Source organism: Microcoleus sp. Pol7_B2, from assembly GCF_036701035.1.
Taxonomy (GTDB): Bacteria; Cyanobacteriota; Cyanobacteriia; order Cyanobacteriales; family Microcoleaceae; genus Microcoleus.
The window spans coordinates 19,099-44,121 of record NZ_JAUBQB010000053.1 but is presented as its reverse complement, the minus strand read 5'-3'; the positions used below and the strand labels follow the sequence as shown (position 1 = coordinate 44,121).

The window sequence follows — 25,023 nt, the reverse complement described above, 5'->3', positions numbered from 1 at the left end:
GATCGACCTAAGTGCATCGTCCGCAATCGCCGCTAAACCTGTTCGGGTGGCGATATCTAGAACAAGCTTGCCCGATCGCACTTTTGCCAATTCTACTAACCGAGTTGCAGCCTGTTTGTGAAATTCCTTCTCGTAGTCGGGCGGTTGTTGAAGTCATTGAGAATCTGCCGTTTGTAGGCAATTAGCGAGTCAGTCATGCCGAATTACTGGTTTAACTTTCTACATTGTGGCAGTTATGGTCGATCGCGACTCTCGTCGCAGGTGACATCAGCCGGCAATCTCTACAATGCCCGCAAATGTATGCAAAACCGCTACTGAGTATCAACTCTCCGGCAACAAACACCCGCCCAACTGGGATCGCGAAGCTGTAATCCGCTACAATCTGTGTTTGGTAAAGAATTTTTACAAGTTCACAGCCCATTACAGCCTTTGCGGCTTGTACTACCCAACCTGCCTGAAAATATGGATTTTGCTACTCTTGCTGCCCAGCTAAATGCTGGAACTATCTTGCCAGAGGGAATTGTCATCATCACCCTCTTGGTGGTTCTCGTCGGCGATTTAATCGTAGGCCGCAGTTCCTCGGCTTGGACTCCCTACGTTGCCGTTGCGGGTTTGTTGGCCGCCGTCGCTGCCTTGTGTTTGCAGTGGGATAACACGGATACCATCTCGTTTCTGGGCGGTTTTAACAGCGATGCCTTGAGTTTAGTGTTTCGCGGAATTATCGCTTTGAGTACGGCTGTCACTATTTTGATATCCGTCCGCTATGTACTGCAAACGGGTACTGCTTTAGCGGAATTTATCGGCATTTTGCTGACCGCTACTTTGGGAGGAATGTTCCTCAGCGGCGCTGATGAATTGGTGATGATTTTTATTTCGTTGGAAACTCTGAGTATCTCGTCTTATTTGCTGACGGGTTACACAAAACGCGACCCGCGTTCCAATGAAGCTGCTTTGAAATATTTGTTAATTGGGTCGTCTTCTTCGGCGGTGTTTCTCTACGGGCTTTCGCTGTTGTACGGGTTGTCTGGCGGCGAAACTAAGCTGAGTACGATCGCGGCTAACCTTTCTACTGTGGATGAAGGTCAATCTCTCGGTTTGGTAATTGCTTTGGTTTTTGCGATCGCCGGAATCGCCTTCAAAATCTCTGCGGTTCCCTTCCACCAATGGACTCCTGACGTTTACGAAGGTTCTCCTACACCGGTTGTTGCCTTCCTTTCTGTCGGTTCCAAAGCAGCCGGTTTTGCCCTAGCAATCCGCTTGTTAACAAGTGCTTTCCCCGCACTTACCGAACAGTGGCACTTCGTATTCACGGCCTTAGCCATTCTCAGCATGGTGTTGGGAAATGTGGTTGCCCTCGCCCAGACTAGCATGAAGCGGCTTTTGGCTTACTCGTCGATCGCCCAAGCGGGTTTTGTGATGCTGGGTTTGATTGCAGGAACAGAAGCCGGTTACTCCAGCATGATATTTTATCTGTTGGTTTACCTGTTTATGAACTTGGGTGCTTTCGCTTGCATCATCCTGTTCTCGCTGCGGACTGGAACCGACCAAATTAGCGAATACTCGGGTTTGTACCAAAAAGACCCGCTGTTAACTTTAGCCTTAAGTATTTGCCTGCTTTCTCTCGGTGGAATTCCGCCCCTGGCTGGATTTTTCGGCAAAATCTATCTGTTCTGGGCTGGCTGGCAAGCAGGACTTTACGGCTTAGTTATTCTGGGATTAATTACCAGCGTAGTTTCGATTTACTACTACATCCGCGTTGTCAAGATGATGGTAGTAAAAGAACCTCAAGAAATGTCAGACGCGGTAAAAAATTATCCCGAAGTTCGTTGGAACCTTCAGGGAATGCGGCCTTTGCAAGTCAGCGTTGTACTCACCTTGGTTGCGACAACATTGGCGGGAATTTTGTCGAACCCTTTGTTTAATTTGGCTAATGATGCTATTACCAAAACTCCCATCTTGCAGTCGGCTTTGAGTCATGTGCAACCTGTTGCGGGTGCGAAAATTGAACCTAACTTGGTGTCTCGCCGAGATTAATTTTTTCGGGTTTTGAAATAGTGGAAAACGCCTGACTCTTGGAAGTTGGGCGTTTCTTTTTTGGTGTGATATACTGTTAATTATAATTTTTAACCGCAGATGTAGGCAGATTAACGCAGATAAACGCAGATAAAAGTTAGTACAGAGGCAATAATGTTAGTACAAAGTAAGGAAAAGTTTTATACTCCAGATGAGTACCGGGAGTTAGAGGAAACTGCTGAGTTTAGAAATGAATACCGCGATGGAAAAATTGTACAAATGAGTGGTGGTAGTATTAATCACAGCCGGATTATCCGAAATTTGAGTAGAGTCTTGGGAAATTTGCTTGAGGGGCAGCCCTATGAGCTTTTTCACAACGATTTGCGGTTGTGGATTCCTCGGTACCGACGGGGAACTTACCCGGATGTGATGGTGATTGAAGGGGAGCCAGTTTTTACCCAGGGACGCAGTGATGAGATCCTCAATCCGATGCTCATCGTGGAAGTGCTTTCTAAGTCTACCAAAGATTTTGATCGAGAGGATAAGTTTCGGTTTTATCGATCTATCCCTGAATTCTGTGAATATGTGTTAGTCAATCAATCTGAGTTTTTAGTGGCACAATATATTAAAACAGAATCGAATGAATGGTTATTTCGGGAATATGAGGGAGGGACAGCAAAAGTTTCTTTTGCTTCCTTGGGAGTGCAAATGTTGATGAGCGAGATTTATGCAAAAGTGGTATTTGAAACCTCTGAAACAGAAGTACCATAATCTAATTAATTGGTTTGTTTCTGCAAATCCCAGACTGCTGAATAAAAATCATTGGCGAGCGAGATTGTAACCACGAATTAGGGTGTTTACTTGCTTTATTCAAGAGTTTCACAAGTAAAATTCAGAGTAAAACTAGATGAATGTAATTTGGTTACTATTAAAAGCTTCTTGGTTAAATGTTTCCATCGCCATACTCACAGGCTTAATCAGCGGCGGTTGCAGCGCTATGTTAATTTCCCTAATTAATCGAGCAATCAGCGACAATTCCAATGGTAATTTAGTCTGGTATTTTGCGGGATTAGCAATCTTGGCTCTTTTGAGTGGCTTTGTATCCCAATTTTTGTTAATCTACCTTTCTCAAGAAGCTGTTTACAATCTGCGGCTGAGTTTGAGCCGTGGCATTTTGTCTACTCCTTTGCGGAATTTGGAAGAGTTGGGCGCTAACCGCTTGCTGGCAACTCTCACAGATGATGTGGGAACGCTTTCTAATACTATATTTTTGATTCCTTTTCTCTGTGTTGATATCGCCGTTGTCGTGGGATGCTTAACTTACTTAAGCACGATTTCGGGGACGGTTTTTGTTGTTGTATTTGGTTTTTTGGTGCTGATGATTGGCACAGTGCAGTTGTTGCTCAGCAAAATGCGGAAATTCTTCGATTTAGCCAGAGAAGAACAAGATATATTATTTAAGCATTTTCGCAGTATTACTGATGGAATTAAGGAACTTAAACTGCATTCCTTGCGCCGCCAAGAGTTTTTTACGGAACAATTGCAGGTGAGTGCTGATGCTTCCCGCCATTATAACGTGACTGCTTTGAATACTGGTGCAGTTGCGATTGGAGTGGGTCAGTTGCTATTTTTTATGCTGATGGGTTTGCTGCTGTTTGCTTTGCCGAAATTTGTGCCAGTTTCTACACCTGTTTTGTCAGCTTACATTCTGACAAGTACCTATCTAATGTCTCCGTTTCAGAATATTTTGCAAAGGTTGCCGGCGATTTTTCGTGCTAATACTTCTGTGGAAAAGATAGATAGAATGGGATTGGCTTTGGCGAGTCAAGCTGAGATAAGTTCAACGGTTAAACCGTTTCAAACTCCTGAGTGGGAGACACTGGAGTTAAATCGAGTAATTCACAGCTATCCGGGAGAAAAAGAAGACAGTAATTTTAGTTTGGGCGAGCTTAATTTGAAGTTTCATTCGGGTCAATTGGTGTTTATAATTGGCGGGAATGGCAGCGGTAAGTCTACTTTAGCTAAGTTAATCACTGGTTTGTATATTCCTGAATCGGGAAAAATTCTCCTAGATGGTCAGTCAATTACTGATGAAAATCGAGAGTGGTACAGGCAGCATTTTTCTGCTATTTATTCTGATTTCTATCTGTTTGAAAGGCTTTTGGGGATGACTAATCACGATTTGGACAAGCAGGCTGCTGAATATTTGCGAGAGTTTCATTTGGAAAATAAAGTTCAGGTGAAAGATGGAGTTTTGTCAACTACGGCTTTGTCTCAGGGACAGCGAAAGCGGCTGGCTTTGCTGACGGCGTATTTGGAAGATAGACCGATTTATTTGTTTGATGAATGGGCTTCCGATCAAGACCCGTTTTTCCGGGATATTTTTTACAAGCAGTTGCTACCGGAGTTGAAGCGGCGGGGGAAAACAGTTTTTGTGATTAGTCACGACGATCGCTATTTTGATTTAGCCGATCGCGCAATTAAACTAGATTACGGTAAAGTAGAGTATGACCGATAAAATGGATAACTACCGAATTGTCGAAACTTTGACCGAAAGCCAGGTTTCCGACTTGATGGATTTGTACAAAAACGAGTTTTGGAGCGACAAGCGGACGCGCGATGACGTTGTGAAAATGCTGGCGGCGACTGATGTTATCATTGGTTTTGTCGATGAGAGCGATCGGCTAATTGGCATTACCCGCGTCCTTACCGATTTCGTATACAGAGCCATGATTTTTGATGTCATTATCAAGCCGACACACAGAAAGATGGGACTGGGTGCGAAGTTGATGGATGCAGTTTTAACTCATCCCGAACTGCAAGGTGTCGAGCATTTTTATCTTAATTGTTTGCCGAACATGATGCCGTTTTACGAGCGTTGGGGTTTCACGGATGATATGGGCGAACTTAAGTTTTTGCGGCGAACAACAGGCTGAACTCAGCCATTTTAAAGCCCCAATTTTTCTCTAATTGCGTCTTCTTTGAAACCTACTAAAACAGCCGTTCCATCTTTAACGAAAAGAGGACGTTTCAGTAGCATCGCATCCTTAGCAAAAGCCTCCACCCACTGTTCGCTCGTCCAATCTTTCTTGTCGTCGCCCAAAGCGCGGTAAGATTGACCGGAAGTATTTCGTATGGGTTGAAAACCCAAAGCAGCTACCCAGCTTTGAATTGTTTCGCGAGTCGGTGGCTGTTCTTTGGTGTTAATGAACTCGTAATTAACATCGCTATCTTTGAGCCATTGGAAAGCTTTTTTGCAGGTGCCGCAGTTCGGGATTCCGTAAACTTGAATTGACATAATAATGACTGTTGACTAATGACTAATGACTAATGACTACTGACTAATCTAGCTTGTTGAACCCATTTTTGCACGCGATCGACTGAAGGAGTCAAGTCATTGCGCTGCATTGTCGCTACGTGCAGCCTTAAAACTTGTTGGTGCAATCTCTCCACGGGCATTTGAGCCAATTGAGCCGGCGAAGCAACCCCGGCGTGAAGTAACAGCCCGCAATACTGACACCCTACACTCGGAATTCGAGCCAAATTTGCCATCGCTACCCATTTATTAACATATTGAATGTTAATCTGTAATTGATTGGCTAGCAACACTTTCGCCGCCTGCGTTTTCGTCATGCGAATTAGTTGTCCGGTTGTGGTGATGCTGCACTCTTCTAGTTGAGATTGGTTTTCCTTGCTCAATCCCGGTAAGTCTGCGATCGGCCAATCGCGTACTTGCACAGAAGTTTGAGGAGCTTTATGAGAAATTTTCATGTTTTTTCAGTTAATTTTACTTATAATTTAAATTCTAAAAGATCGAACCGTCAATTATAGGCGATCGCTCACCTCACCCAATCAACAAAAACCAGATCGAGGAATTTGATTAATTGCGGGTGTTGTGACATTTCTGCTAATTGCCTGCAAAGTAGCAGTTTCAGCCTTTTTTTCCTGTCTGTGGCTCAGCCTTACTGCTTAACCCAATCATCCCGGCGATGACGACAAAGACTATAAAAAAGACACCCTATAAATGCTAGCAAAAAATCAGATAAACATGAGAGTTTTCTCAAAAAGGTCTGCCAAGTTGGCAGTCTGAATTTTAGTGTTTTAATGCCGAGAATGCAAAAACTTCCCGCTGACTCCAAACCAAACTCAAACTTATCGGTTTCTACCCATGAAAATTACAGAAGGTTATGATTTGTTAACTAATACTTTACAGCAACGGCGACAAAAACTGGCCAGTTTAATTAATTTTCCGGTAATTCTCTGGTCGGGCCGCAGCATTCCTCGCAATTATCCGGCACTTACTTATCCTTTTCGTGCCAGCAGTCACTTTCTATATTTTGCTGGTTTGCCCTTAGAAAATGCTGCCATTCGCTTAGAATCGGGAAAATTAGAATTGTTTTTAGATGAGGCACCTGCTAGCAGCACGCTTTGGCACGGAGAAATGCCGAGAAGAGCAGAAATTGCCGAACTAATTGGGGCTGATGCTGCTTTCCCAATGGCCGAATTAAAAGCCCGATCGACCAATGCAGCAACGATCGCCGTTCAGGATTCTTGGACTCAGTTGCAACAGTCTCAAATTCTCGATCGCCCTCTGGCACCGCCAAACTCGCCAACCGGAATCGACCTAGAATTAACTCAGGCGATCGTATCTCTGCGCTTGAGCCACGATGCAGGTAGTTTGGCCGAATTGCGTCAAGCTGCGGCTGTCACTGTAGAAGCTCACAAAGCGGGGATGGCGGCAACTCGAAATGCTCAAATAGAAGCAGGGGTGCGCGCTGCAATGGAAAGTGTCATCATCTCCAAAAATATGACCTATGCCTATCCTAGTATCGTGACTGTTCACGGAGAAGTCCTGCACAGCGAACATTATCACAATCCCCTACAAACCGGAGATTTGTTGTTAGCAGATGTTGGTGCGGAAACATCAACGGGATGGGCGGCGGATGTGACTCGCACTTGGCCGATTTCGGGCAAGTTTTCTCCGACTCAAAGAGCGATTTATGACGTAGTTTTGGCAGCACACGATGCTTGTATTGATAAAATTAGCCCGGGCATGGAATATCAAGACATTCACCTGTTAGCTGCTCGGATTATGGCGGAAGGATTGGTTGATTTGGGTATCTTGCGGGGCAATGTTGAAGATCTGGTAGAAATGGATGCTCACGCACTATTTTTTGTGCACGGTATCGGACATCTAATTGGTTTGGATGTTCACGATATGGAAGATTTAGGAGATTTGGCTGGCTATGAAGCCGGAAGAACGAGAAGCAGTCGGTTTGGGTTGGGATTTTTGCGGTTGAATCGAGTTTTGCGTCCGGGAATGCTGGTATCGATCGAACCGGGATTTTATCAAGTTCCGGCAATTTTGAATAACTCTGAAAATCGTGCCCAATATAAAAATTTTGTTAAGTGGGACGAGTTGGAAAAATTCGCTGATGTGCGGGGAATACGCATAGAAGATGATATACTTGTCACCGAAGACGGTAGAGAAGTGTTGACAGGGAAATTGCCGACAAAAGCTCCGGAGATTGAGGAGCTAGTTGCGGTAAATACGTAAGTAAAGCCCACTTCTCGGGGACATAGGTAGTTTCATCACGTAGGAAAAAAGATCAATAAAAATGAATAAAAGTTGGCAAACAAGTCTGTTCATATTAATTAAAAAAGTCATCACCAAAGTCAGAAAAATCGCAGCACTAATACTTCCACGCATTGGTCGCCAACCTGTATCCTCGCCACCACCCATGCAAGCTGCACCTTTGCCCAGCAAAGAAGAAGAGAGGCTAGAAGCACTTCACCGCTACGACATTCTACATACAGAGGCAGAAGCAGCTTTTGACGATCTAACAGCTTTAGCCTCCTATATTTGCGGCCCTCCTATTGCTTTAGTAAGTTGGATAGAGTCTAACAGATAGTGGTTTAAATCCAAAGCCGGCAATTTTGAATAACTCTGAAAATCCTGCCAAATATAAAAATTTTGTTAAGTGGGAGGAGCTAGAAAAATTCGCCGATAATCCGGATTGAAGATGATATACTTGTCACCGAAGACGGTAGAGAAGTATTGAGAGGAAATTGCCGACAAAAGCTCAAGAGATTGAGGAGCTAGTTGCGGTAAATAGGTAAGTAAAGCCGACTTCTCTGGTACAGAGGTAGTTTCATTAGGTAGGAAAAAAGATCGATAAAAATGAAGAAAAGTTGGCAAACAAGTCTGTTCATATTAATTAAAAAAGTGGTTTTCCAAGTCAGAAAAATCGCAGCACTAATACTTCCACGCATTGTTCGTAAACCTATATCCTCGCCGCCACCCATGCAAGCTGCACCTTTGCCCAGCAACGAAGAAGAGAGGCTAGAAGCACTTCATCGCTACGACATTCTAGATACAGAAGCCGAAGCAGCTTTTGACGATCTAACAGCTTTAGCCTCCTATATTTGCGGCACTCCTATTGCTTTAGTAAGTTTGATAGATTCTAACAGACAGTGGTTTAAATCAAAAGCAGGTCTGGAGGTGCCCGAAACTCCGAGAGAGTCAGCTTTTTGCGCCCACGCTATTTTAAATCCCAACGAATTGCTAGTTGTACCCAATGCTCTAGATGACGATCGCTTTGCCGCCAATCCGCTAGTAACTTCCAATCCAAATATTCGGTTTTATGCTGGCGCGCCGCTAGTAACTCCCGATGGTTATCCGATCGGCACTTTGTGCGCGATAGATACAATCCCTCGTAATCTCGCCCCAGAACAGCTAGAAGCGCTGCGGACTTTAGGACGGCAAATTATCAACCACATGGAGTTGCGAATCAATCTGACTAAATTAAAGCGGGCACAGCTCAGGAACAAACAAGTAGAAGAAAAACTCCGTTCTACCGACGAGCAAATTGTCAATTTTTTAGAAGGAATGAGCGATGCTTTTTTTGCTTTCGACACCCAGTGGCGATTTACTTACGTCAATTACAAAGGATCACAATTTTTGAAGCGATCCCAGGAAGAACTTTATGGTAAAAATTTTTGGGAAGAGTTTCCCGAATTCGCAAATTCTGATTTTTATAAAGAGTATCATGAAGCTGTTGCTAAACAAATTGGAGTGGCTTTTGAAAAATATTATCGTCCCTTAAAAGTGTGGTTGGAAGTCCGGGTTTTTCCTTCTTACGACGGCATTTCTGTGTTTTTTCACGACATAACCAAGCGCAGGCAGATGGAAGCTGCACTCAGAAAAGAACAGAAAACAACTGAAAGGTTATTGTTAAATATTTTGCCCGAACCGATCGCCCACAGGTTGAAGTATAAACCGGGGGTGATAGCTGACAAGTTTGAAAAAGCAACAATTCTTTTTGCTGACTTGGTGAATTTTACCCAGATTTCTACTACCATGTCCGCCACTAAATTAGTATACTTACTGAATGAAATTTTCTCAACTTTTGACCAACTGAGTGAGAAGCACGGCTTAGAAAAAATCAAGACGATCGGGGATGCTTACATGGTAGCAGCCGGTATTCCCATTGAACGTCCAGACCACGCAGAGGCGATCGCCGAAATGGCGCTGGATATGCTAGCAGCAATTAAGGAACTAAATGCGAAGCTAGATACGAAATTTGACCTCCGCATCGGGATTAATAGCGGGCCGGTGGTAGCGGGGGTAATCGGGACTAAAAAATTCATTTACGATTTGTGGGGAAATGCAGTGAATACAGCCAGCCGCATGGAATCTCACGGCATAACAGGTCGCATTCAAGTCAGCCGCTATACTTATGAGTTGCTTCAGGATAAATATGAATTTGAAGATCGTGGCGAGATCGAGATTAAAGGTAAAGGGCAAATGCAGACTTATTTGCTGACGGGTAGAAAAATAGCAAGCGAGCTCAAAATCTCAGAGTAAATAAAACTAAGACTTGAAAGTAACTGATTGTTGAGGGAAACTCCGCAGGCTGCGATTAATTGCCTCTTCGGCGCGATCGCCCTGTGGCAGAACGGCTGCTGCAGATCAACCAAATAAGATTATGCTATAGACAGAGATATCGGAGCAATCCTAGGCGCGGTACTCGACGTTATAAAAATACTAAGTTGAAGTCGTCGGAGCCTTTAATAATGGTTCAATTTCATATTCAAACAGATAGCGATATTCCAGCATCCACCCAACTATTCAATCAAATCAGGTTTGCGATCGCCTCGCGACAATTTCCGCCCGGACACCGCTTGCCCAGCACCAGACAGCTAGCCATGCAGACGGGTTTGCACCGCAACACCATCAGCAAAGTATACCGCCAGCTCGAAAATACCGGACTCGTAGAAGCCCAAGCAGGATCGGGCATTTACGTCCGCGCCCTCGGCAACGAAGGCGGCAACAAACTCAAATCTCCGATCCTCGAAGAATATCCCCTGGCCAATAAAATAGTGCAAGGAAGTATCGATCAACTGCTGGGACAGGGCTGTACGCTCAACCAAGCGAGGGAATTACTTTTGGCCGAAATTGACTGGCGGCTCAGGTGCAGCGCCCGAGTGGTCGTCACAGCCCCCACAGAAGACATCGGCGTGGGCGAACTGATGGCGAAAGAACTCGAACAAGCTCTTCGCATTCCCATACAGTTAGTGCCGATGGAACAGCTAGGTACTTTTTTGGATCAAATCTCTTCGGGAACTGTGATCACGAGTCGATATTTTATCGGAGAAGCAGAATCGATTTCGGCACCGCGTTCTGTGCGAGTTATTCCCGTAGACATCTACGACTACAGCCAGGAAATCCAGCTAGTCGGGAGTTTGCCCAAAGACAGTTATTTGGGTCTAGTCAGCCTGAGTCCGGGAATGCTGCGATCGACCGAAGTCATCATCCACAGCATCCGGGGAGAGGATTTGCTGGTGATGACGGCCTTGGTGTCAGACGAGTACAAGATTAACTCGATCGTGCGATCGGCCAGAACAATTTTTTGCGACCAACCGAGTTTTGCTACAGTTAAAGCTGCCATCAATGCGGCTAGAGAAGATATTATTCGTCCCCCGCAACTGATATGCTCCGAAAATTACATCGGCTCTAAGTCGATTAATTTGCTCAAGCGCGAGTTGGGCTTGGGATGACGAAGGAAGAAGGCAGAAGGCAGAAGGCAGAGGGAAGAAGGAAGAAGGAAGAAGGAAGAAAAACAATTCAACTTTTTTAAGTTACCAATCCCAATGCCCAATGCCCCAATCCCAATGCCCAATGCCCAATGCCCAATGCCCAATTACCGATTACCAATTACCCATTAGAATTATCCATGACAATTGAAATCCAACCTTCAATTAATGTTAAAACGGCGATCGAAAGCCGCCGGGCCGCGCGCAGCTTCAAACCCGATCCGATTCCCCCAGCAATATTGGCAGAGATTTTGCGGTTGGGAGTGCGATCGCCCTCTGGTTACAACTTGCAGCCTTGGCGGTTTATCGTACTTCAAGACTCAGCCAGCAAAGAAAAATTAAAAGCTTGCGCCTTTGATCAGCGCCAAGTGGTAGAAGCCCCAGTAGTATTAATCTGTTGTGGCGATCGACGCGCCGCCAGCCCCGAAAACACCGAAGCTGTCATCGAATTGGGCAAAGCCACAGGGGCAATGAATGACAATTTAGCCGGTTATATGCGACAAGCAATCCCGCAATTGTTCGAGAACCGTCCCTGCTTCGACTCCCTAGAAGCTTGGACAAACAGACATACAATGCTCGCAGTAGCCCACTTAATGATTGCAGCTAAAAGTTTTGGGGTAGACAGTTGTCCGATGGAAGGTTTTGTCAGCGCTAAGGTGAAAGAAGTTTTTCAAATTCCCGAAGAAGTAGATGTTTGCTGTTTGCTGCCGCTTGGTTATGCAGCAGAACCTTTCAAACAATATGGCGGACGTTTTGACGTGACTCAAGTTTATTACAGCGAAAGTTATGGACAGGCTTTGCAAGCTGAGATTTGAGAGTTAAGATTTTGTTGCAACTTGAATTTTAAGAGTTAAGATTTGGAATGAATCGGTGCCGTAGTTCAAACAAATCAAAAATCCCGACAGTTAGGCAATCTAAAATCAAAAATCCCAAATCTAAAATCGAAAGTGGTGATATCAGAGAGAGGAAAAAATATGACAGCAGCAACGCGACAAAGCAACGCACAAATTCTCGAAGTAAAATTGCAGCAACACTTGCAAGCAGCCGGATTTAAAAACTTACCGCTTTATATTAGTTGTGATTTTCGAGATGAATCTTTAACGGTTGTGGGAGAACACCCGCGCAGTTTAGTTCTCAAAGCCAAACCGACTTTTGCGGTGCTAGAAGCAGCAATTCTCGAAATAGAACCAGAATCTATTCAACAGATTGGACTTTGCCTAAAAATTACCGGGCAAAAACAGCCTTATGCTTTCCATTCTTTTACCATGCACAACCCTGTTTTGTCAAGACCAAAAACAGTGCAGTTGTTCAAAAAAACCGAGAATACCCCCGCAGAAGAAACAGGGATAGTCTTAACAGAAAATGTTGCTCAGACGGCGGATGTAGAGGAGGAGATACCGTTAGAAACGGATGGGAAAGATGCGTGGGCTGAAGAATATTTCCCCAATTTGTCTGAGAGTTCCAGCAATTCCGATCCGATCGCCTTTAAGGTAGCTGCAATCCCGGCAGATATTGCAGACAATCCCTTCAATCCGCTGGATATGGAAGCGGTAGCAGTTGCCCAAAAACCCAAGCATTCACCGTTTGCGATGCTGGCTGCAGCAGGAATGGTCAGCATGGCGGCGCTAATTTTGGCAGGCGGTTATTATATGCTGAGCCGCCCCTGTGTTATCGGAGAATGTACAGCATTAGCTAATGCCAAACAGTTGAGCGATAATTCGACGAAGACGCTGAAAACGTCAAAAGTTGCCAACAGCCCCCAAGAAGCGCAGCGACAGTTAAAACAGGCGATCGCCCTTTTAGAACCGATTCCCTCCTGGTCAATTCATCGCGGTGAAGCTCAAAGCGCTCTGGAAAGCTACCGTTCGCAAAATCAGAATTTAAACTCTGCGATCGATGCAGCGCGCCTCGCACAGTCAGCAGCCCAGAAAACCCAAAATCCGCCTTATTCTGCCGAAAACGGACAGGAAGCGCAAGCTCTGTGGCAAAGTGCGATCGCCGAACTCGGAGAAATCCCCACCGACAGCCCAGTTTATCCGTTTGCTCAGAGAAAGACAAAAGAATACGGGAAGAATTTAGCAACTGGAAATCGGCAGTTAAGCACAGAGAAACAAGCCGAAAAAACGCTGCTCGCGGCCAAAAGTAGAGCCCAAATAGCAGAAGCTCGCGAAGCAGTAGCTCAGACAGCCGAGACTTGGGATCAAGTGCAATCAGGTTGGGAAGAATCCCTCGACATCCTATCAGAAATTCCCACGAGCACGACATCTTACCAACAAGCTAAACTGTTAGTTCCTAAATACGAAACCAAACTTTCAGAAGCTCGCGAGCGCAAAAATGTCGAAGGAATTTCGGAAAATGCGTATACTCAAGCTGTGACTTTAGCAGCGGAAGCTCAAATTTTCGAGGGCAAAAACGCCTGGTTTAAAGCATCAGAATCCTGGCGAAGAGCTTTGAGTTACGCGGAGCAAGTGCCGGCGGCAACTGCCTATTCTCAGAAAGCCCAACCGCTGATCGCTTCCTACAAAACTTCATTGCAGCAAGCAGAAGTAAGGTTACAGGAAGAAAGAAACCTACAAAAAGCCCGCACTGATTTAGATAGAACTTGTAAAGGTAACCCCAAGATTTGCGACTATACTGTTAGCAAAGATTTGATTGCGGTACAGATGACTCCTAATTACGTGCAGAAACTGCAACAAACTTTCATTCAAGCAAACAACAACAATGCTGTGAAGTCTCGCCAAGCTGTAGAAAAGCACGTTCAAACATTGCAAAAAGCTTTGGAGGCGATCGCCGAAAACGCCAAAATCCCGATGCAGGTGTACGATGGCGAAGGCCAGCGGATTGGGAGTCACGAACCGAAGTAGTTGTAGTTGTAGGGTGCGTGAGGGCGAAAAATCTGTCATATTTTTCGCAATATTTACACTCACGCATCTCCAGCGATTTCATCCGCAGTCAATCCCGCTTGAAAAACTTGTTGCGCCGTCAAATTCAACTCTGGAAAAGTTGGCGACTCAATCCTATCATTTCCCCGAACCAAACTCACCTCATACTCGCCGTCAACCAACTGATAAACCGATATCGTTGGTTGTTTGGGATTGCCAATAAACCTGCGACCCCCCAAACCTAGATAATCCACAATCCAGTATTCAGGAATCCCGATTAGTTCGTATTCGCCTACTTTTTTGATGTAGTCATCTTGCCAATTCGTGCTAACTACTTCAATAACCAGCGAAATTGATGCACATTGAGTCACAGTGGAGAACTTTTCCCAAAGAGGTTCTGATGCTAAGTTGGGGCGGTTTAAGATCAGAATATCGGGCGAATAGGCTGATTCGTTTTCCGGCGGCTTAACTAATGCTTGTTTTGGGATTAGGTACGGAAGGTTTAGCCTGACAATTTCAAGAGTTAATTTCGAGACTAAGAAACCGATAACTTCTTCATGTTTTCCCGGTGGCTGGGTTATTTCAATAATCCCTCCCTTGTGCAGTTCGTAACGTCGGTTTTCTGGTTTCCATTCGACAAATTCTTCAAAGGTTACTGGTTGAGTTGGACTTTGAATCATGGCTATTTATCCTTAGTGATGACAGGGCGGGCTAGAAGCCCACCCCACAAGAAAACTCACTCTTCGTGGAACAGGCATCTTGCCTGTTCCCCCACCCCACAAGAAAACTTAAGTCTTGTGGAACAGGCATCTTGCCTGTTCTTAAAAATAGTGCCAAATGCAAGTTCATACCCACATGATGTTACCAATTACCAATGCCCAATTACCATTTTATCAATTGTGCATCTTGATTAAAAAACTTCCGGGACAATCCCTCAGTCAACAGCAGAGTTGCGATTACAGTTGCCAGCGCTAACACAAACATAATCAAAATCTGGTAAGATGCTGCATCGAGAGGACTGACACCGCTCAGCATTTGACCTGTCATCATCCCGGGTAAAGTCACGATTCCTACCACTGTCATTGTATTTAAGAGCGGGATTAATCCAGCTTTGATGGCATCTTTGCGGTACTGTTTTACTGCTTGCTGCGGAGTGGAACCTAAACTTAAATGGGTTTCTATTTCTAACTGGCTGCTATTAACTGTACTGAGAAGTCTTTCGCCGGCGATCGCCCCGGAGTTCATGGCATTGCCCAAAATCATACCCGCTAAAGGAATCAGGTATTGCGGTTCGTACCAAGGGTCAGGTTGCAAAATTAGCAAGTTTGTATAAGCGAGAGTCAAGGCCGTACTGATAAAAATTGAACCCCAAACTAAGGGCAGTAAGTTCTTGATTTTTTTGCTGATGCGGTTGCTGGCAACCATGCTAGCTGTTGTCAGCATGATTGCTAAAACTGCTAAAACCAGCCAAGGATTTTTCCCCTCGGGGTCAAATACGACTGCGAGCACGTATCCGACTAAGATTAGCTGGATCAGGGTGCGCCCTGCCGCGATCGCGATCGCCCCCTCCAATCCCAATCCCTGCCACGCCGAAAGCCCGATCGCGATCGCCACCATCCCCAAAGCCCAACCCAAATCTGTAAAATCTAGCTCAATTAACACCGGCCCACCCTTTCGATAATGTGATTGTTTGCCTGTCCAAATATAAGATATTGCAATAAAGGTTTCTGGAAAACAGTTTTGCTGCAAGAATTTGCTTTGATAATGCTTGAAATTTATGGTGTGAAGAGTGAATAATGTTCCCCCCCTCGACTTAACCCGCCAATACGCGCAGATTGGCGACGAGATAACCGCTGCGGTGCAAAAAGTGCTTGCCTCTGGCGGCTACGTAGGCGGCCCGGCCGTAAAGAGTTTTGAACGAGAGTTCGCCGACTACACTGGAGTTTCCGAGTGCGTGGGCTGCAACTCCGGCACCGATGCGCTGATTTTGGCTTTGCGTGCTCTCAAAATTGGCCCCGGCGATGAAGTGATTACCACTCCTTTTACCTTTTTTGCTTCGGCTGAGACAATTAGCGCCGTCGGTGCAACTCCAGTATTTGTCGATATTGACAGCGAGACTTTTAATCTGGATGTCGAACTTGTCGAAGCGGCAATTACCGACAAAACCAAGGCAATTATGCCAGTGCACATCTTCGGCCAACCCGTAGACATGACTCGGTTGATGGAAATTGCGACTCGACACAACTTAGCCGTAATTGAAGATTGCGCCCAGTCTGTCGGGGCCCAATGGCAGTCTCGAAAAGTCGGCAGCATCGGCCATGTCGGCTGCTTCAGTTTTTATCCGACCAAAAACTTAGGCGCTTGCGGTGACGGTGGCGCGGTGACGACAAACGATCCGGCCCTCGCAGCTTCGATGCGAGTGCTCAAAGAACACGGACAGTCTTCTAGATATTTCTACGAAGAAATCGGGTACAACAGCCGTTTAGATGCCCTGCAAGCGGTGATTCTCAGCATTAAATTGCGGTATCTCGACAGTTGGAACGCGCAGCGGCAGGAGAAAGCGGCACTTTACAGCGAATTTCTCTCCCGCGTGCCCGGAGTTGCCGTCCCCAAAGAATTGCCGGAAGCAAGAGGAGTTTGGAATCAATACACGATCCGGCTGACAAGTCCAGAAGAGGCGCAAAATCCCTCTGGCGATTTTCGAGATTGGATGCGGGCTCAGTTGCAAGAATGCGGCATCGGTTCGATGGTTTACTATCCGTTACCTTTGCACCTGCAACCTGTTTACAAATCTTTGGGTTATCAAGCAGGTCAGTTGCCAAAGGCTGAGCAAGTTTGTCGCGAAGTCTTGTCTTTGCCGATGTTTCCGGAACTGTCGAGGGATCAACAAGAGCGGACGATTTATGGGCTGAAAGATTGCTTGGCAAAGGCCGATCGCATCCGGTAGCTTTGGCGCGATGGCATAAGCGAGCGAAACGCAGCAGGAGAAAAGAATTGCAGGGTTGCAGTGTTGTGAGAATGTGCAGCGGTCAGGGAGAGCCGTTAAGTATTTTGACCGATCACTTGTACTTTTATGTACTATATTTAATGAAAAGAAACAAATTTAGGCTAGCAATCCGCCTCGAACGGGTGCATTTTCCGCTCGCCTAAACCTTGCAATGCGATCGGTCAATGATGAAGAAGGAAGAAGGAAGAGGAAAGAGGGAAGAACGAAGAAGGAAGAACGAAGAAGAAAGAATAAATAATATTTGAACTTTCGACTTCCAATCCCCGATGCCCGATGCCTGATCCCTAATGCCCGATGCCCGATGGCCGATGCCCAATTCTCAATTTAACCTGTAATTTTCATAAGATAAGAGGAAAATAAACGAGTGCCTCAGTATCAATTCACTCAGGCTAGACGCTACGATCCACAAGCGATCGCTCAGTATTACCGCAACCGTCCTTGGAAAGCAATTTGGCGCGCAATTACCGTTATTTGGTCTTTTGCGGGCTTCGTTCTGGGGATGCTGTGGGACAGTTGGCAGCACGAAGTCGCAGCACACCAGCCGGAACGGGCCGCCCACCTGCGACAAATACTCACTCGCTTGGGCCCCACTTTCATTAAAGTCGGCCAAGCCCTTTCTACCAGACCGGATTTGATCCGCAAAGACTTTCTCGAAGAATTGATCAAACTTCAGGATCAATTGCCGCCGTTTGACTCGGTGCGCGCTTTCGAGATTATTGAAGCAGAACTCGATCGCAAAATTAGCGAAACCTATAGCGAAATCTCTCCCGAACCTGTCGCCGCGGCAAGTCTCGGTCAAGTCTACCGAGCTCGCCTCCTCACGGGGGAAGCAGTAGCAGTGAAGGTTCAGCGACCGAATTTGCTGCCAGTCTTGAGCCTGGATCTTTATTTAATGCGCTGGGCCGCTGGATGGTTGGGCCCCTTGTTGCCGCTGAATCTCGGTCACGACCTTTGTTTAATAGTCGATGAATTCGGTATCAAATTGTTCGAGGAAATTGACTATATCAATGAAGGCCGCAACGCCGAGAAATTTGCTACAAATTTTGCCGACGACCCGACAGTAAAAGTTCCGAGCATTTACTGGCGCTATACTTCAAATTGCGTTCTCACTCTCGAATGGATTGAGGGCATCAAGCTGACAGATATGGCAAGTGTTAAAGCCGCAGGTTTGGATACCGATAGTTTAATTGAAGTCGGAGTCCGCAGCGGTTTGCGGCAGTTGCTGGAACACGGATTTTTTCACGCTGACCCCCATCCGGGAAATCTGTTTGCCTTAGCGGACGGCCGTATGGCTTACATTGATTTTGGGATGATGGATCAGATGGAAGAAACAACTAAAGAAACTTTGGTTGATTCTGTCGTTCATTTGATCAACAAAGATTACTTAGAGTTAGCTAAGGATTTTGTCAAACTGGGCTTTTTGACACCAGATACAGATATTATGCCGATCGTTCCGGCGTTGGAATCTGTACTGGGTGATATCGTCGGCGAAAAGGTGTCAGATTTTAACTTCAAGACGATTACAGACCAGTTTTCGGAGTTGATGTACGATTATCCTTTCCGGGTGCCGGCGAAATTTGCCTTAATTATTCGCTCTCTGGTGACAGAAGAAGGTTTGGCCTTGACGCTGAATCCCAATTTCAAGATAGTCGAGGTGGCGTATCCTTATGTAGCGCGGCGTTTGTTGAACGGAGAATCTCCGGCACTGCGGCGGCGACTGATTGAGGTATTATTCAAAGATGGCAAATTCCAGTGGAACAGGTTGGAGGACATGATCGCGATCGCCCGATCCGATCGTAGTTTCGACTTGCTACCAACAGCACAACTAGGCTTGCAATTCTTGCTGTCAGAGGAAGGGTCGTTTTTGAGACGCCAGCTAATGTTAGCTTTGATTGAGGACGATCGAATCCACACCGAAGAAGTTCGCAGCCTGTGGAACTTAGTCAAGGAAGATTTGCAGCCCGGTCGCCTTTTCAACGTTGCTCTAGGCGCTTTGACGGAGTTTTCCACAGCAGGAGCAGCGGCGCTAACTCGGTTTTAATTAGAAGGAAGAAGGAAGAGGGAAGAAGGAAGAAGGAAGAGGGAAGAAGAAAGAAAAATAATTCTACTTTTGCCGATTCCCAATTCCCAATTCTCAATTACCTACTCCCAATTCCCAATTACCCAAATTACCCAAATTAAGGAATTATTCGTGTATTATTTTCCAGAACCTCCCTATTTTTTAATGTCGGCTGGACTGCTAGCAGGGATGGCCTCCGGTGTAGCATTTGAAGCAACTCTCAAACAATCCGTACAACAGTGGTCTAAAAATCGTTCTACTCGCACCTTGGCTAACCTGCCAAGGCTGCAATTGGTCATACCTTTTCTGGGAATGGCTGGCGGTATTTGCGTATTTTTAGCTTCTGGAATGGAGATTTTTGGCTTCCCAAAACTACTTTCTTATGCCCTAGCTTTGCCACTGACGGTACTCACAGGTTGGCTAGTTTGGACTCAGTTGGGTAAGCTTTTGATCGAGTTAGAACGCGGAGGTTCCCAAGCGCTGGATTTAGATTCTTTTGAACAATGAAAGGTTAACTATCAACCTCTTTTTATCTGAAGGAAGGGGGTTGATAGTTCTCTAAGATTATCCTATTTGATGCTTTTTGAAACGCAGAGAACGCAGAGGAAGAGAAAGAGAAAGAAGAATATGAAAACTTATGCAATAATTTCTGTAAAATTTTTAAAATCTAAAATCTAAAATCTAAAATCTAATGAGTATTGTTATTGTTACGGGTGCGGCGGGATTTATTGGCTCTAACTTAGTAGAAACTCTTTTAAATAGAGGGGACACGGTTATCGGTGTTGATGAGTTCAACGATTATTACGATCCGGATCTCAAGCGCAAGAATATTGCACGATTTGAAAAGTATCCGGGTTTTGAATTGGTGGAAGGCGATATTTTGTCTCAAAATTGGCGAGGTCTTTTATCCGATGTTAAGGTAATATTTCATCAGGCGGCGCAAGCAGGAGTTCGTGCTAGCTGGGGCGACGGTTTTCGCAGCTATACCGAACGCAATATTAACAGCACTCAAGTATTGTTAGAAGCGGCCAAAGATGCCCCAAGATTGCAAAAGTTTGTCTATGCTTCTTCTTCTTCAATTTACGGCAATGCTGAATCTTTTCCCACGAATGAAAATGCTTGTCCGCAGCCGGTTTCTCCCTACGGAATTACAAAGTTAGCCGGTGAACGTTTGTGCGGGCTTTATTACAAAAATTTTGGTCTTCCGACTACTTCGCTGCGCTATTTTACTGTTTACGGGCCGAGACAGCGCCCCGATATGGCTTTTCACAAATTTTTTAAGTCGATTTTGTTTGATGAGGCGATTTCAATTTTCGGCGACGGATTGCAAACGCGGGATTTTACGTTTATCAGCGATTGCGTTGCGGCGAATTTAGCGGCGGCTGAGGTTCCGGAAGCTGCGGGGGAAGTTTTTAATATTGGTGGGGGAAGTCGGGTAGTTTTAAAAGAAGTTATTGATACAATAGAGAGAATTGTCGATCGACCTATTCGGATAGATTTTACTGAAGCTGCGAGGGGAGACGCCCGACACACTAGCGCTGATGTGTCTAAAGCCAAGAAAATCTTAGGTTATCAGCCGCAGGTTGCTTTAGAAGAAGGCTTAAGGCGCGAATGGGAGTGGATTCAGTCTTTGTACAGTTAGAGGCTATCTATCCCAGAAATTCCGCAGCTTAAATTGAAAGTTGTTAACTTTTTGACTTCCCCAAGTTTTGAGATTTCTCCCCAAGCGAACCAACAAATTTGGAGGCGCGAGTTTTGGCTGTGTTTCCGGCGAATTCAAATAGCGATAGTGGAGAAATACGTCTCGGTAGGGAATCTCAACATCTTCGCCAGCACACAATCGAGTAAACTTTGCAGCCGAAATACTCATGTAGTGCAAATAAGTCAGCCGTCGCCCTTTGTCATATAGAACATAATCTATCACCTCAAATTGAGAAGACCAATGATTTCCCGTTACCTGTTGTGGTTCAGCATATGCAAAGTTGTAAAAAGAGATATTGCTGCGGGCGACTAAATAGTTAAGTAAAGATTGGTCAGCGCCCCGTAAAGACATTATTTCCGCTTCTCCTGATGTTAATTTTTCTAATAATTGAGAGCCATTATTTCGATTGAAACCCGCGACTTTTGATGCAAACCAACCCGCACAAAAAGTATGAGATTGCAGTTCGTCAATATTTAAAATTTGAGGTAATTTTGGAGACGATAAATCAAATATATAATTGAGGTCGGATTTGTATTGAAAATCGTTTGCTACCCAATCAAAATCATCAAGCTTTTGATAAATATAATCTAGAGAACCCATTAACAGAGTGTCTGCGTCAAAATAGATAAATTTATCAAAAGGACCGTCGAAACAACATAATTTTCGGTGCATTTCCAAACATTGAACAGGTTTCAAACCTTGAGATTGCCAAACTTTTTGAGCTTTTGCATGAGTTTTCCAAACTTGAGTCGCAAAATCTTCCCAGAACTGGATAGAATCGGTATTTTCAAACAGGGTGACATTGTGTAGGCGGGAAATGTGCGATCGCACTTTTTTCAAGTTATCATCATAGGGAATGATGCAAACAGGAATATTTTTCGCCCCATTGACTTCTAGACTGTTTAATAAAGCCACGAATTGGTCGAAAACAACATCGTTTGCCAGAATATAAATGCCATCAGCCATAGTTTTTTAGTTAATAAGTAACCCAGCGCATATATATTGCTTTTTAGGTGCGGGCCAGATGCCCACACCACAAGAAATAAAATTTATTGATTGTGAAACAGGCAAGATGCCTGTTCTTCAAAGCTTGTTTGGCGTCAAAAATACAACAATATTTATGAATCGTGGAACAGCTATATTGCCTGTTCTTCAAAGCTTGTTGACAATGATAGAACATATGATTTTATCCTCACCTACTGAAAGCCCGAAATATTTTTTGCACTAAATTTGGTTGTTCCTCATTGAGATAACGATAATGTTTCCAAAGTTTCCAATAAGGGCTGCCTGATTTAATGGGGATTCCAGCCCAGTGAATATATTTTAACCTTTTGCCTTTGTCATAAAGAACATAATTTATTTCCTGAAAATGCTTGGAACCAGCCCAGCTTCCCGGTTCGGTTGCTGAATCTTTAACAAGATTGCAGCGCTTGGGAATCAGTTTGAGAATGATATAATTTAGTATAGGTTGGTCTGTGACATTTTGAGTAAAGTCAAAATATTCTCGATGCTGCGAACATTCTCGCAAAATTTTATACATTTGCGATTCTGTAATACTTCCTTTTCGGGAAGCCCAAAAACCGCTGTTAAATACATCTTGAAGCTGTGAGTCTGTAAAGATATTTTGTTCTTTTACAGCCGGTGAAAATACATTTCGCAGTTTTTCGCTGAGGTGGTGGTAGTCGCAGCAAAAAAAGTCTACTTCTGATAGTTTGTTAAGGTTGGCTGCGATGTCTTCAAAGACGATGATATCGGTATCGATGTACAGAAATTCGTCTAGGGGGCCAAACCAGGCGGCGAGTTTTCGCATTTTGTTGGGGAGGGCTAAAAAGTTGCGATCGAACGTTTGGCCAATTTCTCTGGTAAACTGTTCCAAAAACTCCAGATTTGGGAACAATCGCACGTCGTGGAGAAGGCTGAGTGCGGCTGCGACTTGCTGATAATTGTCGTCGAAGGGAATCAGAAAAACAGGTACTTGACAATTGTACAGACGTATGCTGTTTAAAAGGGCGATCGCACTTTCGATCACCTTATCATTCGCAACAATATAAATACCGCGACTCATACATTTATCCTCAACCTTCTCAATACCCTTTTTAACAAATTCGGCCCAGAAACCTCAGTATAAGACTTTGGCGCTTGGGCAAAAATCGGACGCTTGGAGGGTTCGTGGAGATAGCGGTAATGCAGGAACAAATCGCGATAGGGAAACTCAATATTTTCCCCTGCACAAACTCTCCGAATTAAATCCGGCTGCACACCAATATAATGAATGTAAGTAAGTCGGTTTCCCTTGTCGTACAAAATCTGATCTTGCTCTTCAAAATGTTTAGAAGTTACACTGCACCCAGTTTTTTCGCCATCCGGGAGGCTATAAGCAAAATTATAGCTATTCATGCCCGTTTTCATCACCATATAATTGAGCAACGGCTGTTCTCCCGCACCTTCATAGAGAATTTCCGCCTCGCCCGATTGCAGTTGAGCTAACAGCCATTCCCTAGTATTTTGCTCAAACAATCCTTGCTTGCTGGCGTAAAATCCAGAACAAAATATTTCCGAGTCGATCCGATTTTGCTCAAAAACTTCTAGGAGTTTTGGCGACTGAATATTGTATACTTTAGTTGGGTCGCGAAATTGAAAATCATAAACCACAAAATCCGATTCCTCTAACTTCATAAAAACCGCATCAAGGGAATTCATCACCAAAGTATCGGCATCCATATAGATAAACTTTTCAAACGGGCCGTCGAAAGCGCAAAAGCGTCGGTGTGCGCCGTAAAGCCGGAATTTTTTGCGGTTCAAACGCTCTGGTGCGGCTGCTTGCATGAATTTGTCCCATCGCTGAACAGATTCGCTATCTTCATAAATAAAGACGTTGGGACGGTTAGCAATTTCAGCTTGGATTTGCTCTATTTGCTCGTCAAAAGGATAAATACAGACCGGAGTATTTGAGCCTAAGATAATTTCAATACTGTTGAGTAAGGCAATTAATTGGTCGTAAACTTTATCGTTGGCTAGCGTGCAAATTCCGTTCATATCTATAGTCTCGCGAAGGCGGACTTGGTTTATGTAGTTGCGATTTCCACCGCCGAATCATTTAAAGGGTAAAAGAACAGAAAAGGCCGAGTCCGGGTGACCGCAGCACAGAACCGAAAACCGGAGACTACGCCAAATCCGCAGCTACGCGAAAACCGATCTTCCTGCGGCGACCGCCCGCCGAAAGCCAGTTACGATCGGCACTGCGACAATTGACCGCATAGTTGTCCCAGGAACCGCCACGCAGCATACGGTATTCAGATGTGCCCGTTTCCCAGCAACTTCCGTCAGTTGGTGCGCCGTTATAGTTTTCGTGCCACCTATCGCTGCACCATTCCCAAACATTGCCGTGCATATCGTACAGTCCAAAGGCATTGGGGGGAAATCTCCCGACATTGGTTGTTTCTTTACGGGAAAGTCCTTTGGGAGCGTTTGCGTAGGGGTAGTATCCGTGATAATTGACTAAATCCGGGGTAATGTTTTCTCCAAAATGAAATTCGGTTGTGGTTTTCGCACGACAGGCGTATTCCCATTCTGCTTCACTCAGGAGGCGATATTTTTTCCCGTTTTTTTGCGAGACTTTGGCACAGAATTCGACGGCATCATCCCACGATACATTTTCTACACAACGTTTTTCACCTTTGAAACCCGATGGGTTGTTTCCCATTACTGCTTCCCACTGTGCTTGGGTGATGGGGTATTTGCCTGCAAAAAAAGCCGGTACCGTGACTAGATGGTGCGGATTTTCGTAATCATATCGTCCTTGTTCACTGTTAGGCGAACCCATCATAAATGTGCCTCCGGCAATATAAACCATTTCCAGCACAACTCCATTGCCCAAGTCTTCGGCGAAGAAGTGAGCATAATAACGGCAGCGACTGTTTTCTTTTCCTTTAGCATTTACTGTTATCGCATCAAAGTCAAAAGTAGGAAAATATTTTTGTAACTGCTTTTTTATATTTGGTTCATCTCTATCCTTCAGCACCAAAAAGGCTGCCAACTTCACCTGCAGCGATTCATCTTGCAGTGCCCCAACGATCAAATCTAAACCAACATCTCCATATCTGATTGCTTCAGACAGCGCAGCAATTTTTACCTCGACAATCGGTGAAGCCAAACGACTCTTAACGCCGGGAATCCCGCCTAAAACAGCCGCAGCGAATGGCACTTGAGATTCACCGCCCTTGACGGCATCGTATTTTTTGGGTTGATTTTGGTTTTCTGTCAT

Annotated in this window: 23 protein-coding genes; 15 read left to right on the top strand and 8 right to left on the bottom strand. The window is 44.9% G+C overall.

All coding sequences use genetic code 11. From position 1 onward, the window contains the following. The first annotated feature begins 11 nt into the window (after window positions 1-11). The 5 genes from QUA57_RS19245 (at window position 12) to QUA57_RS19225 (ending at window position 4,949) form a co-directional block, all read left to right on the top strand. On the top strand, window positions 12-185 hold the full coding sequence (locus QUA57_RS19245) for a hypothetical protein (RefSeq protein ID WP_333063113.1): 174 nt from the start codon (window positions 12-14) through the stop codon (window positions 183-185). Between the two features lie 277 nt (window positions 186-462). Beyond that, a complete protein-coding gene (locus tag QUA57_RS19240) occupies window positions 463-2,034 on the top strand; it encodes an NAD(P)H-quinone oxidoreductase subunit N (protein ID WP_333063111.1) in 1,572 nt (523 codons plus the stop codon). 153 nt (window positions 2,035-2,187) lie between these two features. Then, window positions 2,188-2,784, top strand: a complete 597-nt coding sequence (locus QUA57_RS19235) for a Uma2 family endonuclease (protein ID WP_333063110.1) — start codon at window positions 2,188-2,190, stop codon at window positions 2,782-2,784. 136 nt (window positions 2,785-2,920) lie between these two features. After that, window positions 2,921-4,531, top strand: a complete 1,611-nt coding sequence (locus QUA57_RS19230) for a cyclic peptide export ABC transporter (protein WP_333063109.1) — start codon at window positions 2,921-2,923, stop codon at window positions 4,529-4,531. Continuing rightward, the gene (locus QUA57_RS19225; RefSeq protein WP_333063107.1) at window positions 4,521-4,949 is read left to right on the top strand and encodes a GNAT family N-acetyltransferase; all 429 of its coding nucleotides are present in this window, start codon (window positions 4,521-4,523) and stop codon (window positions 4,947-4,949) included. Before QUA57_RS19230 ends, QUA57_RS19225 begins: the two co-directional genes overlap by 11 nt. 11 nt (window positions 4,950-4,960) lie before the next feature. Here QUA57_RS19225 and QUA57_RS19220 read toward each other — a convergent pair whose 3' ends face one another. Beyond that, window positions 4,961-5,311 carry a Spx/MgsR family RNA polymerase-binding regulatory protein gene (locus QUA57_RS19220; protein WP_333063105.1) on the bottom strand — a complete coding sequence of 117 codons (351 nt, stop codon included), beginning with the start codon at window positions 5,309-5,311 and terminating at the stop codon, window positions 4,961-4,963. Between the two features lie 29 nt (window positions 5,312-5,340). Then, window positions 5,341-5,784 carry a DUF4332 domain-containing protein gene (locus QUA57_RS19215; RefSeq protein WP_190735149.1) on the bottom strand — a complete coding sequence of 148 codons (444 nt, stop codon included), beginning with the start codon at window positions 5,782-5,784 and terminating at the stop codon, window positions 5,341-5,343. A 397-nt stretch (window positions 5,785-6,181) separates the two neighbouring features. On the opposite strand from QUA57_RS19215, the gene QUA57_RS19210 reads away from it, so the two are divergent. The 6 genes from QUA57_RS19210 to QUA57_RS19180 all read left to right on the top strand — a co-directional run bounded on the left by QUA57_RS19210 (window position 6,182) and on the right by QUA57_RS19180 (window position 13,973). Beyond that, window positions 6,182-7,570, top strand: a complete 1,389-nt coding sequence (locus QUA57_RS19210) for an aminopeptidase P family protein (RefSeq protein WP_333063103.1) — start codon at window positions 6,182-6,184, stop codon at window positions 7,568-7,570. Window positions 7,571-7,631: 61 nt separating this feature from the next. Next, on the top strand, window positions 7,632-7,925 hold the full coding sequence (locus QUA57_RS19205; RefSeq protein WP_333063102.1) for a hypothetical protein: 294 nt from the start codon (window positions 7,632-7,634) through the stop codon (window positions 7,923-7,925). A gap of 392 nt (window positions 7,926-8,317) precedes the next feature. After that, window positions 8,318-9,880, top strand: coding sequence for an adenylate/guanylate cyclase domain-containing protein (locus tag QUA57_RS19195; RefSeq protein WP_333063101.1), 1,563 nt, complete (start codon window positions 8,318-8,320; stop codon window positions 9,878-9,880). A 209-nt stretch (window positions 9,881-10,089) separates the two neighbouring features. Continuing rightward, window positions 10,090-11,073 (top strand): GntR family transcriptional regulator, encoded by a 984-nt coding sequence (locus QUA57_RS19190; RefSeq protein ID WP_333063099.1) that lies wholly within the window; start codon window positions 10,090-10,092, stop codon window positions 11,071-11,073. Between the two features lie 176 nt (window positions 11,074-11,249). Further along, window positions 11,250-11,924 carry a nitroreductase family protein gene (locus QUA57_RS19185; protein WP_333063098.1) on the top strand — a complete coding sequence of 225 codons (675 nt, stop codon included), beginning with the start codon at window positions 11,250-11,252 and terminating at the stop codon, window positions 11,922-11,924. A gap of 159 nt (window positions 11,925-12,083) precedes the next feature. Then, window positions 12,084-13,973, top strand: coding sequence for a hypothetical protein (locus QUA57_RS19180; protein ID WP_333063097.1), 1,890 nt, complete (start codon window positions 12,084-12,086; stop codon window positions 13,971-13,973). Between the two features lie 59 nt (window positions 13,974-14,032). Here the strand turns inward: QUA57_RS19180 and QUA57_RS19175 are convergent, their stop codons facing one another. Further along, window positions 14,033-14,671: a Uma2 family endonuclease gene (locus QUA57_RS19175; protein WP_333063095.1), complete on the bottom strand. Its 639-nt coding sequence runs from the start codon at window positions 14,669-14,671 to the stop codon at window positions 14,033-14,035. A gap of 202 nt (window positions 14,672-14,873) precedes the next feature. After that, complete coding sequence (locus QUA57_RS19170; RefSeq protein WP_333063094.1) at window positions 14,874-15,653, bottom strand: ABC transporter permease; 780 nt, start codon at window positions 15,651-15,653, stop codon at window positions 14,874-14,876. A gap of 127 nt (window positions 15,654-15,780) precedes the next feature. Here QUA57_RS19170 and QUA57_RS19165 point away from each other — a divergent pair, with 127 nt between their 5' ends. The 4 genes from QUA57_RS19165 to QUA57_RS19150 all read left to right on the top strand — a co-directional run bounded on the left by QUA57_RS19165 (window position 15,781) and on the right by QUA57_RS19150 (window position 20,699). Next, entirely contained in the window at window positions 15,781-16,938 is a 1,158-nt protein-coding gene (locus QUA57_RS19165) for a DegT/DnrJ/EryC1/StrS family aminotransferase (protein ID WP_333063093.1), read from the top strand. Between the two features lie 424 nt (window positions 16,939-17,362). Then, window positions 17,363-19,039: an AarF/ABC1/UbiB kinase family protein gene (locus tag QUA57_RS19160; RefSeq protein WP_333063091.1), complete on the top strand. Its 1,677-nt coding sequence runs from the start codon at window positions 17,363-17,365 to the stop codon at window positions 19,037-19,039. 150 nt (window positions 19,040-19,189) lie between these two features. Continuing rightward, window positions 19,190-19,564 (top strand): hypothetical protein, encoded by a 375-nt coding sequence (locus QUA57_RS19155; RefSeq protein ID WP_333041041.1) that lies wholly within the window; start codon window positions 19,190-19,192, stop codon window positions 19,562-19,564. A 184-nt stretch (window positions 19,565-19,748) separates the two neighbouring features. Continuing rightward, window positions 19,749-20,699: an NAD-dependent epimerase/dehydratase family protein gene (locus QUA57_RS19150; RefSeq protein ID WP_333063089.1), complete on the top strand. Its 951-nt coding sequence runs from the start codon at window positions 19,749-19,751 to the stop codon at window positions 20,697-20,699. A 3-nt stretch (window positions 20,700-20,702) separates the two neighbouring features. Here the strand turns inward: QUA57_RS19150 and QUA57_RS19145 are convergent, their stop codons facing one another. The 4 genes from QUA57_RS19145 to QUA57_RS19130 form a co-directional block, all read right to left on the bottom strand. After that, the gene (locus QUA57_RS19145; RefSeq protein WP_333063087.1) at window positions 20,703-21,725 is read right to left on the bottom strand and encodes an Npun_R2821/Npun_R2822 family protein; all 1,023 of its coding nucleotides are present in this window, start codon (window positions 21,723-21,725) and stop codon (window positions 20,703-20,705) included. Window positions 21,726-21,951: 226 nt separating this feature from the next. Then, window positions 21,952-22,824: an Npun_R2821/Npun_R2822 family protein gene (locus tag QUA57_RS19140; protein ID WP_333063086.1), complete on the bottom strand. Its 873-nt coding sequence runs from the start codon at window positions 22,822-22,824 to the stop codon at window positions 21,952-21,954. After that, window positions 22,821-23,795 (bottom strand): Npun_R2821/Npun_R2822 family protein, encoded by a 975-nt coding sequence (locus tag QUA57_RS19135; RefSeq protein ID WP_333063085.1) that lies wholly within the window; start codon window positions 23,793-23,795, stop codon window positions 22,821-22,823. Before QUA57_RS19135 ends, QUA57_RS19140 begins: the two co-directional genes overlap by 4 nt. Window positions 23,796-23,922: 127 nt before the next feature. Then, entirely contained in the window at window positions 23,923-25,023 is a 1,101-nt protein-coding gene (locus QUA57_RS19130) for a formylglycine-generating enzyme family protein (protein WP_333063084.1), read from the bottom strand.

Bases quoted from the DNA above. Each gene is read 5' to 3' on its own strand.
- QUA57_RS19240 (WP_333063111.1), top strand. From the start codon at position 463: ATGGATTTTGCTACTCTTGCTGCCCAGCTAAATGCTGGAACTATCTTG.
- QUA57_RS19235 (WP_333063110.1), top strand. From the start codon at position 2,188: ATGTTAGTACAAAGTAAGGAAAAGTTTTATACTCCAGATGAGTACCGG.
- QUA57_RS19230 (WP_333063109.1), top strand. From the start codon at position 2,921: ATGAATGTAATTTGGTTACTATTAAAAGCTTCTTGGTTAAATGTTTCC.
- QUA57_RS19225 (WP_333063107.1), top strand. From the start codon at position 4,521: ATGACCGATAAAATGGATAACTACCGAATTGTCGAAACTTTGACCGAA.
- QUA57_RS19220 (WP_333063105.1), bottom strand. From the start codon at position 5,311: ATGTCAATTCAAGTTTACGGAATCCCGAACTGCGGCACCTGCAAAAAA.
- QUA57_RS19215 (WP_190735149.1), bottom strand. From the start codon at position 5,784: ATGAAAATTTCTCATAAAGCTCCTCAAACTTCTGTGCAAGTACGCGAT.
- QUA57_RS19210 (WP_333063103.1), top strand. From the start codon at position 6,182: ATGAAAATTACAGAAGGTTATGATTTGTTAACTAATACTTTACAGCAA.
- QUA57_RS19205 (WP_333063102.1), top strand. From the start codon at position 7,632: ATGAATAAAAGTTGGCAAACAAGTCTGTTCATATTAATTAAAAAAGTC.
- QUA57_RS19195 (WP_333063101.1), top strand. From the start codon at position 8,318: ATGCAAGCTGCACCTTTGCCCAGCAACGAAGAAGAGAGGCTAGAAGCA.
- QUA57_RS19190 (WP_333063099.1), top strand. From the start codon at position 10,090: ATGGTTCAATTTCATATTCAAACAGATAGCGATATTCCAGCATCCACC.
- QUA57_RS19185 (WP_333063098.1), top strand. From the start codon at position 11,250: ATGACAATTGAAATCCAACCTTCAATTAATGTTAAAACGGCGATCGAA.
- QUA57_RS19180 (WP_333063097.1), top strand. From the start codon at position 12,084: ATGACAGCAGCAACGCGACAAAGCAACGCACAAATTCTCGAAGTAAAA.
- QUA57_RS19175 (WP_333063095.1), bottom strand. From the start codon at position 14,671: ATGATTCAAAGTCCAACTCAACCAGTAACCTTTGAAGAATTTGTCGAA.
- QUA57_RS19150 (WP_333063089.1), top strand. From the start codon at position 19,749: ATGAGTATTGTTATTGTTACGGGTGCGGCGGGATTTATTGGCTCTAAC.
- QUA57_RS19145 (WP_333063087.1), bottom strand. From the start codon at position 21,725: ATGGCTGATGGCATTTATATTCTGGCAAACGATGTTGTTTTCGACCAA.
- QUA57_RS19140 (WP_333063086.1), bottom strand. From the start codon at position 22,824: ATGAGTCGCGGTATTTATATTGTTGCGAATGATAAGGTGATCGAAAGT.
- QUA57_RS19135 (WP_333063085.1), bottom strand. From the start codon at position 23,795: ATGAACGGAATTTGCACGCTAGCCAACGATAAAGTTTACGACCAATTA.
- QUA57_RS19130 (WP_333063084.1), bottom strand. From the start codon at position 25,023: ATGACAGAAAACCAAAATCAACCCAAAAAATACGATGCCGTCAAGGGC.